This is a genomic window from Streptomyces sp. SudanB25_2051 (assembly GCF_964272635.1).
Lineage (GTDB): Bacteria > Actinomycetota > Actinomycetes > Streptomycetales > Streptomycetaceae > Streptomyces.
Map to the genome: position 1 here is coordinate 3,031,085 of NZ_OZ186787.1, position 15,951 is coordinate 3,047,035.

Below are 15,951 nucleotides of genomic sequence, written 5' to 3' on the forward strand. Positions count from 1 at the left end.
CCGATGACGCCCGCCGCCATTGCCCGTCGCGAGACTGCCGACGCGCTGCGCACCGTCCGGGAGCTGTGGGGCGAGCTGCTGCTCGCCATCGAGACGCCGCCGGCCGATGTGTGGCCCCCGCGGCAGCTTGCGCACACCTTGCGCGCCGGCGACGACGAGCAGCTCGTCGTCGAGGACCGCGCCCCCCTGGTGTTGCGCGAGCACCCCGCGCCGCTCAACGTTGGCGCCCTCGACGCCGGCCTCGCTATCGAGCGGCAGGTGTTCGCCCTCGCCGACACCCTCGCCGCCGCAGTCCAGCACACCGCCGGCGACGACCCTCGCCTGTGGCGCCCCGCCACCGACCGCGGCCCGGGCAGCCGCGCGCACGGGCTGCACTTCGCGTGCGTGTGGGTCGAGGGCCGCGCGCTCGACGAGGACACCGAACCCGAGCTCGACGAGCACGGCGCCCTCGTCGCCGCCCCGTTCGGCACCCTGCCCGAGTACCTGCTGCACGAGGCCCGGCGCACCGCCCGCAGCGTCGAGGGCCGGCTGCTGCGCGCCCTCAGCCTCGACGAGCGGCACACCCCCCTGCCGGATCGCCCGTGCCCGTGGTGCGCCGGCGAGCTCACCCTGCACACCGGGCCCGAGCAGGCGCCGACCGTGACCTGCTCGACCGGGGCCGAGTGCCCGGCGCCCGTGGACGTCGACCGGTACGGCCGGCGCGTATGGGAGTGGGCCGACCTGCTGCTGCTCGTCGCTGCGCTCACCGAGGGCGAGCAGCCCGGGGCGGTAGGGCCGGCCGCGGCGTAGCGCTCAACTCCCCATGCCGGCGGGCGAGGTTCACACCACACGAATTGAACTGAGTTCACGTCAACTCTTGTGAACTCAGTTCAGATTGGCTAGGTTGAACCTCGTTCCGCCGGCCTCCACCCGGCACCCAACAACCCGCGGGAGCAACCCCCATGGAGCACGAGCAGACGTTCACCGAGCAGGCCGACGTGCGGTACGCCGTGATCGGCAAGGGCAAGCGCGTGCACTACTCGCCCAGCAACGACGACGGTCTGTGCGGTCGCGGGATCACCGCGTACCTGTCCGCCGAGGAAGCCGCCGCCCTGTTCGCCAAGGGGCACGAGCTGTGCGCCCCCTGCCACCGCGCCGCAGAGAAGCGCGCCGAGGCGCGCCGCCTCGCCGACGCCTCTCCCCTCGCCGCCGCCGCGGTCGCCCTCGCCGAGACCGTCGAGCAGGCCGACGCCGAGCGCGTCGAGGCCGAGCAGCGCATCGTCGAGGGCGTGATCGTCGAGCACGCCGGCGTCACCGAGGGCAGCACCCCGAGCAACTTCACCCACCCCGACGTGGTCGCGGGCCGCGCCGCCCTTACCCAGCTCAAGCCGGCCGCGCTCACCGACCACCACGACGTGAAGGCGCCGACCGAGGCCGAGGTCGAGGTGCGCGGGTTCATGCTCGAACCGCGCGGGGGCGGGCGCGTTGCTGCCTACTGGCTGGAAGGGGGGCGCATCGTCCGCCACGACGAGCCGGTGAACGGCACGTGCCTTGAAATCCTGGCGATGCGGTTCGAGCGGGCAGGGTGGACCGTCGAGCCCATGCTGCGCAGCTCGCAGTGTGTCTTCGCGCGCCGTCCGGCCGAGACCGCCGCGACCGCCCCGCAGACAACGGCCGCCGCGGTCGAGCCGGCCCCGGCCGAACGAGTCCCCGGCGCGCTGGTCGACCCGTGGACGTGGCTGCGGCGCCCGGCGATCCGCGACACGCGCACGGCGCCGGCCGCTGTCGAGCCGGCCGCGCCCGAGTGCCTGCACCGGATTGCCGTCCGCCCGGGCGTGTCCGGCGACCCGATCACCGCCTGTGCCCGTAAGCAGCCCAACCAGGACGCCGGCGTGTTCAGCGACGAGGGATGTGTCGAGGCGTTCGACTGCGCTGTGCAGGCCGCCAATCGGGCCGCTGAGATGAACGCCGAGGAGGACGCGCCGGCCGGCGACCCGCTGTATCTGTGGGACCTGCTGTGCGTCGAGCACCGCGACGACGAGCAGCAGGTCGACACGTGCGAGAAGTGCAACGCCGTGCCGGCCGAGGACCAGTGCCCGGAGTGCTCTGGCAAGGGGTGCCACTGGTGCCACTGGACGGGCGAGAAGCAGCCCGAGCAGATCGAGGCCGCCGCGGGCGAGCAGGACGTCGTCGGGGCCGCGGCCGAGGCCGTCGGCACCTGGCGGACGGGATGGATCGCAGCCGAGCAGGCGCCGGCCGGCGATGCGCTGTTCGACCTCGGCGGGGACGTCGAGCAGGGCGCCCTGTTCGTCTGACACGATCGGTCCGCCCCGGCATTTCCGGGGCGGACCACGTCGCGACCGGAGACACAGACACGATGACCACCGAGCAGCAGTTCAGCGACGACTCGCCCCGCGGGCGCCTGCTGGCAGGGATTGCCGAACTCGTGGACGCGTTCGAGGCCGAGAAGGAACGCGCGCAGCAGCAGGCCGCCGAGGAACGCGCCGCGCTGCTGCGCGACGTCGCCGCGCAGCATGGACCGGAGCGAACGGCCGGTGAACTCACCCTCGCCGAGGCCGGCCGCATCCGTCGGGCGTACAAGCTCGCCGAGGAAGCGACGCCGCGCCTGATCATCGCCGCGCACGAACGCGAGGGCATGAACGCGACCGATATCGCGACCGTCCTCGACTGCTCGTCGTCGTACGTCTCGCGCATTCTGCGGGAGCGCAAGGCCGTTGCGGAGAAGTAAGCAGGCCCCCGCCGCTCCACACGACGAGGGCCCTAACCGTGGGGCGGGAGCAACCCCCGCCCGGGCTGCGTACAGGCTATCTCGGGCTCGAACAGGCTTGCGCCGTTATCAATCTGTGACCTAATGTTGGGGGCGCCTCCGGCGTGCCCGGAAACAACGACCCCCATCACGCCCCGCCGCATCCCCTTCTGCGGCGGGGCGTTCCCATGCCCGTGGGGAGGTGATGCCATGGCCGAGCCGATCCGCGAGCGAGATCGCGAGGCAGTTCGCCGGCTGCACGCCGAGGGCCAGTCGCGTAACCAGATCGCCCGGAGCATCGGGCGCAGTGCCGCCACCGTGAGCAAGATCGCCCGCGAGGAGGGGCTCACCTTCACCGGGGGCGCCCGAGTCGCCGCGGCGACCGAGGCTCGCCGAGCTGATGCTGCCGCGCGCCGCGAGCTGCTCGCCGACGAGGCCCTCGACGGGGCGCTGCGACAGGTCGAGCAGGCCGGCGGCGCCGAGTCCGCCCGCGACGCACGCGACCGTGCCACTGCCGCCCGCGCGCTCACCGAGGTACACGCCCGCGTTTCCGAGCTCGCCCGCCAGACCGGCACCGGGAGCGCCGGCGCCTCGATGCTCGACCGCCTCGCCGACGCCCTGATCGGGCCGGCTGGAGGTGACCGCGAGGGGGTGTGATGCCCGCGCCTCTCCCCCTGTCCGACAAGCAACTGCGCAGCATCCGCGAGTCGTTCACCGCCCGTATCTCGATATGGCACGGCAGCGTGCGGTCGGGAAAGACCGTCGCCTCTCTGCTGGCGTTCCTGCTGGCGATCCGGCGAGCGCCGGCAAGCGGGTTGATCCTGCTGTGCGGGCGCAGCTTGCAGACGATCGAGCGGAACATCATCGAGGCGCTGTCCGACCCCGCGCTTTTCGGGGCGGACGTCGCCTCGGAGATCCGGCACACCCGCGGCGCGACCGTCGCAAATATCCTCGGCCGCACCGTGCACCTGATCGGCGCGAGCGATGCGCGCGCCGAGGGCCGGCTACGCGGCGCGACTGCCTGCCTGGCCTACGTCGACGAGGTCACCCTCGTACCCGAGCCGTTTTTCGTGCAGTTGCTCGCGCGACTGTCCGTACCCGGGGCGAGGCTGCTGTGCACTACGAACCCGGACTCGCCGCGGCATTGGCTGCGTAAGGGCTACCTAGATCGGGCCGGCGAGCTGGACCTCGCCGAATGGCACTTCCGCCTCGCCGACAACCCGAGCTTGTCACCGGCCTACGTCGCCGCCCTGTCCGCGGAGTACACCGGCCTGTGGCGCCGGCGCATGATCGACGGGGCTTGGGTGGTCGCCGAGGGCGCGATCTACGACATGTACGACGAGCAGCGGCACGTCGTCGACGAGCTGCCGGCGATGCGCCGGCACTGGCTCGGCATCGACTACGGCACGACCGCGCCTTTCTCCGCGGTGCTGCTCGGCCTCGGCGACGACGACCGGCTGTACGCGTGTGCCGAGTGGCGGTACGACTCCCGCGCGCGGCATCGGCAGATGACCGATGCGCAGTACAGCGCCGCCGTCCGTAGGTGGCTGTCCGAGCTCGGCGTCGAGCCTGAGTGGACGTTCGTGGACCCGAGCGCGACGAGCTTCTCGGCGCAGCTCTGGGCCGATGGGCACCCCGGCGTCGCGCGGGCCGATAACAGCGTGCTCGACGGCATCCGCAGCATGTCGAACGCGCTCGACGCCGGCCTGCTGCTCATCCATCGCTCGTGCGAGGGGCTGCTCGACGAGCTGCCCGAGTACGCGTGGTCGGAAGAGGCCGCCGCCCGCGGCGAAGACCAGCCGATCAAGGCGAACGATCACTCGGTCGACGCCGCCCGCTACGTGCTGCACAGCACCGCGCACGAGTGGCGCCACCTGCTGACGCAGGCCGCCTAGTCCCCCAACCACCGCCCCGGCGCCCCGCGATGGCGCTCGGGGCCCAGCACGTGCCGAAGGGGGGTGAGGCATGTCTGCCGACTGGACCGACCGTTTCCTCGCGCACGTCGTCGACACCCCCGCCGGCTGCTGGCAGTGGACCGGCTACCTGATGCCGAACGGGTACGCCCGTATCTCGATCGCCGGCGAGCGCCAGTACGCGCACCGCGTCGCCTACGAGGCCATAGTCGGGCCGATACCCGAGGGCCTCGTGATTGACCACCTGTGCCGCAACCGCGGGTGCGTCAACCCCGACCACCTCGACGCCGTGACGCAGCGAACCAACGTGCTGCGGGGCGAGTCGCACGCCGCCGCTCGGGCGCGGCAAACCGCTTGCATCCGAGGTCACCAATTCGACCGCGCCAACACCTACCGGGCCGGCAACGGCACCCGGAAGTGCCGCAAGTGCCGCGCCGCCGCGCGCGAGCGCGCTCGACGCAGACAGGGGGTGACGCGTGTCCCTGCCTGAGAACGCCGCCCCGTGGCCGCCGCCCCACCTGTCCACCCTGTACCGCGAGATCGCCGTCAATGACGCGTGGTACTCGGGCGACCGGCGCCGGCTCGCCGAGGTCTACCGCACCGGGCCGCAGCGCCGCAGCGACGGCCGGCGCCGACTGTGGGCCCGGAACCGCTCGGCAGACCGGACCAAGGGGGACGACGGCCGGCTGCACATCCCCCTCGCCGGCGACATCGCCTCGGCCTCGGCCGAGTTGCTATTCGCCGAGCCCCTCGCGCTCACCGTGGCGGACACCGGTACGCAGGGCCGGCTCGAAGACATCGCCGAGGCCGGGGGGCTGGCGAACACGTTGCTTGAGGCGGCCGAGGTCGGGGCCGCGCTCGGAGGAACGTTCCTCCGGGTCACCTGGGATGCCGGACTCGTTGCCCGGCCGCTGATCACCGTCATGCACCCCGACAAGGCGCTGCCCGAGTTCTCGTACGGGATGCTGCGCGCCGTCACGTTCTGGCGGGAGCTGCCCGGTAGCCACAACGACACCGTATGGCGCCACTTCGAACGGCACGAGCGCGGGCGTATCGTCCACGCGCTGTATCAGGGGACGTCCGACCACGTCGGCACCCGCGTGCCGCTCACCGAGCACCCCGAAACGGCCGGCCTCGTCGACTCCCTCGACGCCGAGGGTGACACCATCACGACCGGCGTTGACGCGCTCACCGCGGCGTACGTGCCCAACGTGCTGCCCAACCGCCGCCACCGCGGCAGCCCGTTCGGACGGTCCGACTACGACGCGCCCCTGCATGACCTGATGGACGCGCTTGACGAAACTTGGTCGAGTTGGCTGCGCGACATCAGGCTCGCCCGCGCGCGGCTGATCGTGCCGGACGCCTACCTACGCGACCACGGCCCCGGGCGCGGCGCGAGTTTCGACGACGACCGCGAGATTTGGGCCGCTCTGTCCATCCCGCCCACCGAGGGCGCCGGCATCACCTTGTCGCAGTTCGCGATCAGGGTCGCCGAGCATCAGGCGACGTCCGACGCGATCGTGCGCCAGGCGGTACAGTCCGCCGGCTACTCGCCAGCCACGTTCGGCATGGACGATCAGGGCGCGGTGACCGCGACCGAGGTCAAGGCCCGGATGCGGCGCAGCATGACCACCCGCGCAAAGAAAGCCCGGTACTGGGCGCCGGCCCTCGCCGACATCCTGCACGTGGCGCTCATGCTCGACCGCCGGCTGTTCACTCCCTCGCTCGTCGTCGAGCGGCCCCGCGTGGCGTTCGGCGACGGGGTGAGCGAGGACCCGACCAGCGTCGCCCAAACCCTGTCGCTGCTCGCACAGGCACAGGCCGCGAGCGTCGACACGCGGGTGCGCATCTTGCACCCCGATTGGGACGACGACGCCGTGCGGGCCGAGGTCGACCGCATCCTCGTCGAGACTGGCGCCGCCGTGCCCGACCCCATGCAGGCCGGCGCCCTCGCCTGACATAAGGAGGGGGCGCCGTGCCGATTCACCCCGGCCTCGTCGAGGACCTGTCCGCCGGCGTCCGCAGCCTGTACGAGGACGCCGAGCAACGGCTGCTCGGCATCATCGCGCGGCAGCTCGCCGACGGGTACGACGCCCCGGGGTGGGCCGTGGCCAAGCTCGCCGACATCCAGCCGCTACGACGCGCGGCGCAGCAGGTCGTCGACGCCCTCTCGACCGCCCTCGACCTTGAGGTGTGGGACGTGATCGCCGAGGCGTACAACGTCGGGGCGCAGGCCGGCCTCGCCGAGCTCGGCGCCCTGGGCGACGACGACGCCCGCAGGATCGCCGAGACGACGCCGGCGACGCGCGCCGTCGACCGACTCGCGCAGGAAACGGTCGACCTCGTCACCGAGACGCACCGCGGCATTCTCCGCGGCGTCGAGGACGGATACCGGCAGGTGATCGCCGAGGTAGCGGCAACGCCGCTGCTCGGCATCGACACCCGCCGCCAGGCCACGCAGCGCGCCCTCGAAAGGTTCGCCGACCGCGGGTTTCGCACGTTCGTCGACCGCTCCGGGCGCGCGTGGCAGATGACGAGCTACGCGGAAATGGCCACCCGTACCGCGCTCGGGCGAGCCGCGGTCGAGGGGCACACCGACCGACTACGCGCGGCCGGCCTCGACCTCGTCATCGTCTCCAACGCCCCGCACGAGTGCCCGCTCTGCAAGCCGTTCGAGGGCAAGGTGCTGTCGATCGACGGACCCGACGGGCCGCGCGAGGTCACCGTCGAGCACGCCGTCGAGGACGACCGCACGGTGCGGGTGCACGTGCTCGGCTCGCTCACCGAGGCCCGGGCCCGAGGCTTCCAGCATCCCAACTGCCGGCACAGCATCGCCGCCTACCTCCCCGGCGTGACCCGCGTCCCCGAGGACGCGTCCGAGGACCCCGACGGGTACGAGGCGACACAGAAGCAGCGCGCCATCGAGCGCAACATCAGGAAGTGGAAGAAGCGCGCCGCCACCGCCCTCACACCCGAGGCCAAGCGCGCGGCCGAGGCCCGCGTGCGTGCCTGGCAGGGACGGATGCGCGGACACCTCGCCGACCATCCCGAGCTCATCCGCCGGCGCGAGCGCGAGCAGCTCGGCGCCGGCAACCTCCCCCCGGACACTGGCACCGCCGGCCGGCCCGGCACCCCGACCGGCCCCGGCTCCGATGTGGTCGAGGCCGCGCGCGTGCGTGCCGGCGACGAGCGGACGCTGCCCGAGCTCACCGACGAGCAGCTCGGCGCCGCCATCCGGCCCGGCGTGCTCGATCAGCGCGACCTCGACCGCATCCGCAGCGAGGCCGACCGACGCGACGAGGCCGAGCTGCTCGCCCGGCTGCGCCCCGACGGCCGGCTCGCCGAGCCTCTTACGCAGTTCAGCGACGATGAGCTCGCCCGCGCGTTCGCGCACCTGGGCGACGACGAGCTGCTGCGCGTCATGGCCGAGCTCGACCGGCGCGACGTCGACGCCGCACTGCCGGCTGCGCGCCGCGACCTGATCGGCCTGTCCGACCGCGAGCTCGCCGCACGGGCCCGCAACGTCGACGAGGCCGAGCGCGCCACGATCGCCGCCGAGGCCCACCGGCGCCGGCTGCTCGCAGAGGTCTTCCCCGGCGGCCGGCTCGCCGCGGACCTGTCCACCATCGGCGACGACGTCCTCGGGTGGGCGATCCGGTACGCGACGCCCGAGGACGTCGAGCGGATCGCCGACGAGCTCGACGCCCGGTACCCGCCGGCCCCGCTCCCCGAGGCCGCCGGCGCGCACACCATCGAGGGGCAGCTCGCCGACCGGGCCGCCATCGACGAGGCCCTCGCCCCGGCCGAGGGGCCCGACGAGTGGGGATCGCTCGCCCTCGACGAGGACCCGTACGCCGGCATGACCGCAACCGAGCGATGGCTCGCCGAGCGCGAGTACGAGGCCGAGCAGCAGCGCACCGCCTACACCCGCGCGCAGATACGCGAGATGTACCGCGAACACGTGTGGGCGCAGTACCTCGCCGCCGAGGACGCCACGAACGGCTATCTCCTCGACCGCAAGGCACGCGCCGCCGGCGTCGACCCGGCAACCCTGTTCACCGGGCCGGCGCATGTCGCCTACGCCCGCGCCTCGGAGGAGTTGAAACGGTGGTGGGCCGATCACCCGCGCCTTACGCTTGCCGAGTACACAGAGCAGATCACCGGCGTGCGGAACGCCGCCGCGGACACTGCGCGCGCGTCGCGCGATGACCAGCAGAACCGACTCTGAGGGGGCAGCAGTGGGCAGTCGGGGCGAGCTCGCCCAAGCCATCAACGCCGGCGCCGAGGCTGGCCGCAACGGCGACCCAGTCACCTCCTGCCCGTTCCCCGCTGGTGACCTACGCCGCTCGGCGTGGGTACGTGGATACGCCGGCGCGCGACCGCTCCCCGACGAGTCCGCCGACTAGACGCTCGGCCACCCCAACCCCCCGTAAGGGCCTGCCAGATGGCGGGCCCTTTTTTCATGCCCGCACACCGCCCAAGGACGGATCACGCATGTCTGAACCCACCTCGACGCCGGCCCCCGCCCCGGCCCCGACCGACCCGCCCGCGGCCCCCGCCCCGACGCCCCCGGCACCGCCCGCGCCGGCCGCTCCCGCGGCGCCGGCCCCCGCTCCCGCGGTCGACCCGGCGGCCGAGCAGCGCGCCACCGAGGCCGAGCAGGCAGCGCAGCGCGCACAGGCCGAGCGCGACGAGCTGCTCGCCGCACTGCGCAGTGTGCTGGACCCGAGCGGCGCGGCCGGCGAGCAGGACCCGGCCAAGCTCGCCGAGCAGGCCGCCACCGAGCGCGACGCCGCACTCGCCGAGGCCCGGCAGCTCCGCGTCGAGCTCGCCGCCCATCAGGCCGCGCACAAGGCCGGCGCCGACCCCGCGCGGCTGCTCGACTCCCGCACGGTCGAGAAGCAGCTCGCCGCCCTCGACCCGACCGACCCCAAGTTCGCCGAGCAGCTCGACACCGTGATCGCCGCGGCGGTCGAGGCAAACCCGCTGCTGCGCGCCGAGGCCACGGCGCCGGCCCCGCCCAAGGGGGGCGCCGACTTCACCCCGGGCGCACCGCAGACGGTTACCCCCGAGCAGTTCGCCCGCATGACCTACGCGCAGCGCGTCGAGCTGCACCAGTCCGACCCCGATCTGTACGCGCGGCTGTCCGCCGCAAGCGAGTAAGGAGGGCAGCCGATGCCCGCAGGAAAGACCACCGCGGCACAGATGATCGTCCCCGACGTCTGGGCCGACATGGTGCAGGCCAAGTTCAAGGGCGCGCTCATCCTGGGCACGCTCGCCATCGACGACAACACCCTCGAAGGCAAGCCCGGCGACAGCGTCAGCTTCCCCAAGTGGACCGCCCTTGGTGAGGCCGAGGACCTGACCGAGGGAACGCCGATGACCCCCGAGCAGCTCGGCACGAACCCCGGCAGCGAGGCCACGATCAAGGAGGCCGGCAAGGCGGTCGAGCTCACCGACAAGTCGAGGCTTGTCGCGTTCGGCGACCCCTACGCCGAGACGCAGCGGCAGCTCGGCGTACTGATCGCGCGGAAGATCGACAAGGATCTGACCGCCGCGGCCGAGGCCCCCGGCGTGATCACCGTGGACGCCTCGACGGCCGCCCTGTCGTGGAACGTCATGGTTTCCGGGATCGAGCGGTTCGGGGACGAGTGGGACCCGCAGAACATGGCCGGTCTGGTCATTCACTCCGTGCAGCGCGCAGCCCTGCTCCGTGACCCGAACTTCATCAGCGCCGACAAGCTCGGCGCCGGCGCCGTCATCCCCCGCGGCGTGATCGGACAGGTGGGCGGCGTGAACATCTACGTCTCGGACCGGGTCACCGTCACCCCGGGCACCACGCCGACCTATAACGCGCTGCTGATCCGGCGCGGCGCGCTCGGCCTGCTCTACAAGCGTCGGCCCATCGTCGAGACGGACCGCGACATTCTCGCGCGGACCACGGTCGTCACCACGAACGTTCACTACGCGGCCCACAGGCTCGACGACGAGGGAATCGTCGTGCTCAAGACGAAGGGGGCGGCGTGATGATGCTCCGCCGCTACCACCGCGGAAACGATCCTTCGGGCGACGAGGACGAGCAGCAGACAACGGAAGACGAGCAGACAGACGGGCCGCCGGCGAAGAAGCCGACGGCCCGTTCTGCTGCCCGGGACAAGCCGAGGGGGTGATCGTGGCCAGACTGCCCTACGCCACCCCCGAGGAGCTCGCCGCATGGCTCGGCCGGCCCGCGCCGGCGGACGCCGAGCGGCTGCTCGCGCGGGCCGGCGAGGACATCGACTCGGCCCTGCTCACCGCCGTATACGCAGTCGACGAGGACGGCGACCCGCTCGACCCCGACGTGCGGGCCGCACTGAGCAGCGCCACGTGCGCACAGGTCGAGTACCAACTCGCCGGCGGCGACGACGGCACCGGCGCGGCCGGACAGTGGGACTCGGTATCGATCGGGCCCGTAAGCCTGTCCGGGCGCGGCAAGCGCGCCTCGGCGACGGCCGGCGTCGACCTGGCCCCGCGCGCCGAGCGCGCGCTGCGGCGTGCCGGCCTCACCCCGGGGCGGGTGTTCCCATGGTGACCCGCGTCCCCGAGGTCCTGCTGCGCCACCGCATCCGGATCGAGCCGTACGCCGGCGACTCGGCGTACGGGCCCACCTACCGGCCGGCGGTTGAGGACGTGCCGGCCCTCGTCGACCCCTCGCCGCGCCTGGTGCGCGCCCCGGACGGGCGCGACGTCGCCGCCGCGGTGACGTTCATCGCCGGCCCCGAGCTCGACTGTCCGCCCGGCTCGCGCGTGACGCTGCCCGACGGCCGCACCACGACCGCGCTCACCGTCGCCCACCACACCGCCCCGGGGCTTCCGGTGCCTGCCTGTACGGAGGTGAGCTGCGAGTGAGCCGTGCCCGTACCCGCATCCGATGGAACGGCGACGCAGTCCTCGGCCGCGCCCGCGCAGGCGCCGCGCGCGGACTGCGCCTCGGCGCCGAGCACCTGCTCGCCGAGTCCCGGACCGAGGTGCCGATCGCCGAGGGCACCCTCGAACGCTCCGGTACCGCCACCGTCGACGAGCGCGACCTCGTCGCCGGCGTCAGCTACGACACCCCGTACGCCGCGCGCGTGCACGAGGACCTCACCGCCCGGCACTCACCGGGCCGTAAGGCCAAGTTTTTGGAGGACCCGGCCGCCCGCGAGGCCGGCGCCATCGGCGAGTTGATCGCCGCCGAGGTCCGACGGGCGATGCGTGGCTGACCTGCTCGACGGCGTCGCCCGCTACCTCGACGAGCTCGGGCTGCTCACCTACGACGCCACCGGCACGAGCGGCGACACGTTCATCGAGACCCTGCCACCCGAGCCGGCCGAAGCGGTCGGTCTGTGGCTCTACGGGGCCGGCGAGCAGGACGCCCGTAACGGCTACGACACCCGATCACTACAGGTGCGCGTGCGCGGCACCGCGGACCCGCGCACTTCGCGCCGCCGCGCCGAGGCCCTGTACGGCGCGCTGCACGGACTCGCCGGCCTCGAACTGCCCGACGGGACATGGCTCGTGCTCGCCGCCGCACAGGCGCCGGCCCCGATCGGCACCGACGCCTCGGGCCGGCACGAGCACACGGTGACCGTCCGCCTCGACGTGGCCAACCCCACCACCCACCGACCCGACTAGGAGGTGCTCCCATGGCCGCGAACAGTCGGCCCATTGACGCCCGCGGTTGGCTGTTCGAGGTCCTCGACGCCACCGTGACCAGCCCGGAAACGTGGCTGCCGATCGCCGGACTCACCAGCTTTACCCACAACCCGGGGGAAAACGAGGAGACCGCCGAGACGACCGCGTTCGATTCCGAGGGTTATTACGAGCAGGACGTGATGCAGCGGGGCGCGACCCTCGAAATTGAAGGGCAGTACCGCATCGACCCCACCACCAAGGCCCGCGACGCCGGACAGGCGTACGTCGATGAGGTGTGGGCGAACCGGCTCGGTATCGACTCGCACAACAAGGTGCGGTGGCGTCACAAGAGCCAGACGCAGTGGGTCATCTGGGATGCCACCGTGACCCCGGGCGAGCAGGGCGGCGAGACCAACGACAAGACCTCGTGGTCGGCGACGATCACTAGGAGCGGCAAGCCGAGCTCGGCCGCGGTATCCGGCGGGACGACCCCGGCGACGCTCGCGAGCAAGACGGGGGGTGACGCGTGACCGAGTCCCCCGAGCAGCTCGCCGAGGTCGAGTCAGCAGACTTCGATGCGTTCTTCGCCGAGCAGGCGCCCGCCCGGCCCCGGGTGGCGTTCACCCTGTACGGGCGCGAGTACACCCTGCCCGACTCCCTGCCGCTGCTGTTCACGCTCAAGATGGAGCAGGTACAGCACAGCTCGGACCCCGACGACGTGCGCGCCATGCTCGCGACGCTGTTCGGCGAGGGCGCGCTCGACACGTGGGCCGAGCACGGGATGACCGACCGGCAGCTCGGCGTCGTGCTGATCTACTCCGCCGCCAACGTCCGCAAGCCCGGCTCGATGACCATGCAGCGCGCCGCCGAGCTGCACGACGAGCAGGAAGCGGCCAAGGAGGGAAAAGCGGCACCGGCCCCGAACCGGGCCGCCCGTCGGGCGACCAAGAAGAAGGCCAAGCCGGCGCGTTCTGGCGCGCGGTTCTAGCCCACTGGGCCGCGGTCGAGGCAGACCTCGCCCGCGAGTACGGCCTCGACCCCGCGCAGCTCGCCGCCCTGTCGACCCGCCGTTTCCTCGTCCTCGTCGCCGGCCTACCGGCCGAGGCCAAGTTCGCCCGCGCATGGGCCCGCACTCCCCGCGAGGTCGACAACCCGGCGGAGATCGCAGCAATTACCGGCCTGCCGGCCGGCCCGACCGATGGGGGGTGATGTGCTGTGGCGCTCACCGTGGCCGAGCTGCTCGCGACGATCGACGTCGACGAGTCGGGCGCCAAGCAGGGCCTCGCCCGCGCGGAGCAGAACGTCGTCGCCACTGCCGAGGCCATCACCGCCGAGGCCGCCCGAGCCGGCGACCGCGCCGGACAGCAGCTCGGCGAAGGGCTCGCCGAGGGGACCGAGGACGGAGCCGAGCAGGCCGCCGGCGGACTGCGCGACAAGCTGAGCGCGTTCGGATGGGCAGCCGTCGGTGCGACCGTCGGCGCCGCCCTGCTCGGCGGCGTCAGTAAGGCGCTCGACGAGCAGAAGTCGAACAGCTTGCTTGCCGCCCAGCTCGGCGCCGACCCGGCACAGGCAAAGCGGCTCGGCCAGGCGGCCGGCGCGCTCTACAGCAAGGGGTACACAGACTCAGTCGCCGACGCGAACGAGGCCCTTAAGTCCTTGTGGCAGCAGGGCCTCGTACCGGCGGACGCGACGCAGAAGGAGCTCGAACAGATCGGCGGCCGGCTCTCGCAGGTCGCACAGATCATGGGCGAGGAAGTCGGGCCCACCTCGGCCGCGGTCGGCCAGATGCTCAAAACGGGAATGGCCAAGAATGCACAAGAGGCATTCGACATTCTCGTCAAGGGCACTCAGAACGGCCTCAATAAGTCCGAGGATCTGCTCGACACCTTCAACGAATATTCGACGCAATTCCGCGACATGGGAATGTCGGGACAACAAGCAATGGGCCTCATTCAGCAGGGGCTCGCCGCTGGTGCCCGAGACGCCGATATCGTCGCCGACGCGTTCAAAGAACTGAACATCCGCATCAAGTCGGGTGAGGCAGCCGACGCGCTCAAGTCCATTGGACTGAACGCCGACGAAATGGCCGCGGCCTTTACTAAGGGTGGCCCGACCGCAAATGCGGCCCTCGATACTCTGATGGACCGCCTACGGGCGGTGAAGGACCCGACCGAACGCTCGCGCCTCGCGGTCGCCCTGCTGGGCACGCAGGCCGAGGACCTCGCCGGCGCGCTTTTCTCCCTCGACCCCTCGACCGCCGTTGCATCGCTCGGCAAGGTCGATGGGGCAGCGAAAAAAGCTGGCGACACGATGCGGGATAACGCATCCACGCGCGTTACGGAATTCACCCGCACCCTTGAGCACGGCTTTGTAAGCGTGGTCGGGAACCTCGTCGTACCGGCCCTGTCGGCTGCGGCCGATGGCGCGGTCGCCGTTGGCTCTGCCTTTGCGGCCGGCGCGGGTTTCGTGTCCGAGCACGGCGTCGCGTTCGGCATCGTCGCCGGCATCATCACGCTCGTCATGCTGCCGGCGCTGATCGGCCTTGCGACGCAGGCGTACACGACGTCGGTCGCCACGGTGACGAGCTGGGCCACGCAGACCGCGGCCGGCGTCACGGCAGCAGCGCGGTTCGTCGCCACGAACGCAATCATCGTCGCCGGCTGGATCGCACAGGGTGTAGCGGCCGGCGGTACGGCGCTGCGGGTGGCGGGCGCGTGGGTGCTCATGGGCTCGCAGTCGCTCATACAGGCCGGCCGCATGGCCGCTGCCTGGCTGATCGCCATGGGCCCTGTCGCGCTCGTGATCGCCGCGGTAGTCGGTCTGGTCGCACTGGTCGTCTCGAACTGGGATGCGATCAAGAGCGCCACTCTCGCGGCCTGGAATTGGGTTTGGGAAAAGATCAAGTGGGTTGGCGGAAAGCTCGTCGAGTTCTTCCTCAACTTCACTTTGGTTGGCCTGATCATCAAGCATTGGGATTCCATCAAGACGGGAACTAAGCGCGTCTGGGATGGGACAGTCGAATACGTAAAGGGGCTCCCCGGAAAGCTAGTCTCTTTTTTTGTCAATTTCACCCTGATCGGGCTGATTATCAAGCACTGGCAGTCCATTAAGGAGGGAACGAAGACTAAGGCGGGCGAAATGCTCGCGTACGTGCGCGGACTGCCCGGAAAGATCGTCGGGTACTTCGGCGACTTCGGCTCGATGCTGTACGACAAGGGTGCGGATCTGATCCGCGGTTTGTATAACGGCGTCAAGAATATGGGATCGTGGCTAAAGGGAAAGCTGATCTCTTTCGCCAAGAATATGATTCCTGGGCCGATTGCAAAGGCACTCGGTATCAGCTCACCGTCGCGAGTTATGGCGCGTGACGTCGGACGGTGGATTCCCGCCGGCGTCGTCAAGGGCATCCGCTCGGGGCAGGGCGCGGTCGACCGCACCATGCGCACGCTCATTCCCTCCCCGAGGATGCCGGCCCTTGCCTCGGCCGCCGCCGCGCCCTACGGCGTGCAGGGCGGACTCGGCTTTGCTGCGCCAGCCGGCCCCACGGTCCGTATCGAGCACTGGCACGCCGCGGACACCGGCACGCCCGAGCAGAACGCCGCCGCGCTCGCCTGGCACATGAAGCAGAGGGGGTGAGAC

18 protein-coding genes are annotated in these 15,951 nt (G+C 71.7%); all 18 read left to right on the forward strand.

The features are described from left to right. The first annotated feature begins 3 nt into the window (after nt 1-3). The 18 genes from ACSUPT_RS13415 to ACSUPT_RS13500 all read left to right on the forward strand — a co-directional run bounded on the left by ACSUPT_RS13415 (nt 4) and on the right by ACSUPT_RS13500 (nt 15,948). Complete coding sequence (locus tag ACSUPT_RS13415) at nt 4-789, forward strand: hypothetical protein (RefSeq protein WP_436944405.1); 786 nt, start codon at nt 4-6, stop codon at nt 787-789. Nucleotides 790-941: 152 nt separating this feature from the next. Continuing rightward, complete coding sequence (locus ACSUPT_RS13420) at nt 942-2,294, forward strand: hypothetical protein (RefSeq protein WP_436944407.1); 1,353 nt, start codon at nt 942-944, stop codon at nt 2,292-2,294. A gap of 62 nt (nt 2,295-2,356) precedes the next feature. Next, a complete protein-coding gene (locus tag ACSUPT_RS13425) occupies nt 2,357-2,728 on the forward strand; it encodes a hypothetical protein (RefSeq protein ID WP_436944408.1) in 372 nt (123 codons plus the stop codon). Nucleotides 2,729-2,956: 228 nt separating this feature from the next. Further along, complete coding sequence (locus tag ACSUPT_RS13430) at nt 2,957-3,403, forward strand: helix-turn-helix domain-containing protein (protein WP_436944409.1); 447 nt, start codon at nt 2,957-2,959, stop codon at nt 3,401-3,403. Then, a complete protein-coding gene (locus ACSUPT_RS13435; protein WP_436944410.1) occupies nt 3,403-4,641 on the forward strand; it encodes a PBSX family phage terminase large subunit in 1,239 nt (412 codons plus the stop codon). Before ACSUPT_RS13430 ends, ACSUPT_RS13435 begins: the two co-directional genes overlap by 1 nt. A gap of 70 nt (nt 4,642-4,711) precedes the next feature. After that, nucleotides 4,712-5,149, forward strand: coding sequence for an HNH endonuclease signature motif containing protein (locus ACSUPT_RS13440; protein ID WP_436944412.1), 438 nt, complete (start codon nt 4,712-4,714; stop codon nt 5,147-5,149). Then, nucleotides 5,136-6,617 (forward strand): phage portal protein, encoded by a 1,482-nt coding sequence (locus tag ACSUPT_RS13445; RefSeq protein WP_436944414.1) that lies wholly within the window; start codon nt 5,136-5,138, stop codon nt 6,615-6,617. The genes ACSUPT_RS13440 and ACSUPT_RS13445 overlap by 14 nt, the downstream gene beginning before the upstream one ends. A 17-nt stretch (nt 6,618-6,634) precedes the next feature. After that, a complete protein-coding gene (locus tag ACSUPT_RS13450) occupies nt 6,635-8,887 on the forward strand; it encodes a phage minor capsid protein (protein ID WP_436944416.1) in 2,253 nt (750 codons plus the stop codon). Next, nucleotides 8,865-9,065 (forward strand): Rmf/CrpP fold protein, encoded by a 201-nt coding sequence (locus ACSUPT_RS13455; protein WP_436944417.1) that lies wholly within the window; start codon nt 8,865-8,867, stop codon nt 9,063-9,065. The genes ACSUPT_RS13450 and ACSUPT_RS13455 overlap by 23 nt, the downstream gene beginning before the upstream one ends. A gap of 88 nt (nt 9,066-9,153) precedes the next feature. Beyond that, the gene (locus ACSUPT_RS13460) at nt 9,154-9,822 is read left to right on the forward strand and encodes a hypothetical protein (protein WP_436944418.1); all 669 of its coding nucleotides are present in this window, start codon (nt 9,154-9,156) and stop codon (nt 9,820-9,822) included. A gap of 12 nt (nt 9,823-9,834) precedes the next feature. After that, nucleotides 9,835-10,686, forward strand: coding sequence for a N4-gp56 family major capsid protein (locus ACSUPT_RS13465; RefSeq protein WP_436944419.1), 852 nt, complete (start codon nt 9,835-9,837; stop codon nt 10,684-10,686). Between the two features lie 145 nt (nt 10,687-10,831). Continuing rightward, entirely contained in the window at nt 10,832-11,230 is a 399-nt protein-coding gene (locus ACSUPT_RS13470; protein ID WP_436944421.1) for a hypothetical protein, read from the forward strand. Further along, nucleotides 11,224-11,547 (forward strand): hypothetical protein, encoded by a 324-nt coding sequence (locus tag ACSUPT_RS13475; RefSeq protein WP_436944423.1) that lies wholly within the window; start codon nt 11,224-11,226, stop codon nt 11,545-11,547. The genes ACSUPT_RS13470 and ACSUPT_RS13475 overlap by 7 nt, the downstream gene beginning before the upstream one ends. Next, nucleotides 11,544-11,900, forward strand: a complete 357-nt coding sequence (locus tag ACSUPT_RS13480) for a hypothetical protein (protein WP_436944425.1) — start codon at nt 11,544-11,546, stop codon at nt 11,898-11,900. Before ACSUPT_RS13475 ends, ACSUPT_RS13480 begins: the two co-directional genes overlap by 4 nt. Then, nucleotides 11,893-12,312, forward strand: coding sequence for a minor capsid protein (locus ACSUPT_RS13485; RefSeq protein ID WP_436944427.1), 420 nt, complete (start codon nt 11,893-11,895; stop codon nt 12,310-12,312). The genes ACSUPT_RS13480 and ACSUPT_RS13485 overlap by 8 nt, the downstream gene beginning before the upstream one ends. An 11-nt stretch (nt 12,313-12,323) precedes the next feature. Next, the gene (locus tag ACSUPT_RS13490) at nt 12,324-12,842 is read left to right on the forward strand and encodes a phage tail tube protein (protein ID WP_436944428.1); all 519 of its coding nucleotides are present in this window, start codon (nt 12,324-12,326) and stop codon (nt 12,840-12,842) included. Continuing rightward, nucleotides 12,839-13,300 (forward strand): hypothetical protein, encoded by a 462-nt coding sequence (locus tag ACSUPT_RS13495; protein WP_436944429.1) that lies wholly within the window; start codon nt 12,839-12,841, stop codon nt 13,298-13,300. Before ACSUPT_RS13490 ends, ACSUPT_RS13495 begins: the two co-directional genes overlap by 4 nt. Before the next feature lie 227 nt (nt 13,301-13,527). Further along, nucleotides 13,528-15,948: a phage tail tape measure protein gene (locus ACSUPT_RS13500; protein WP_436944430.1), complete on the forward strand. Its 2,421-nt coding sequence runs from the start codon at nt 13,528-13,530 to the stop codon at nt 15,946-15,948. Nucleotides 15,949-15,951: the final 3 nt, after the last annotated feature.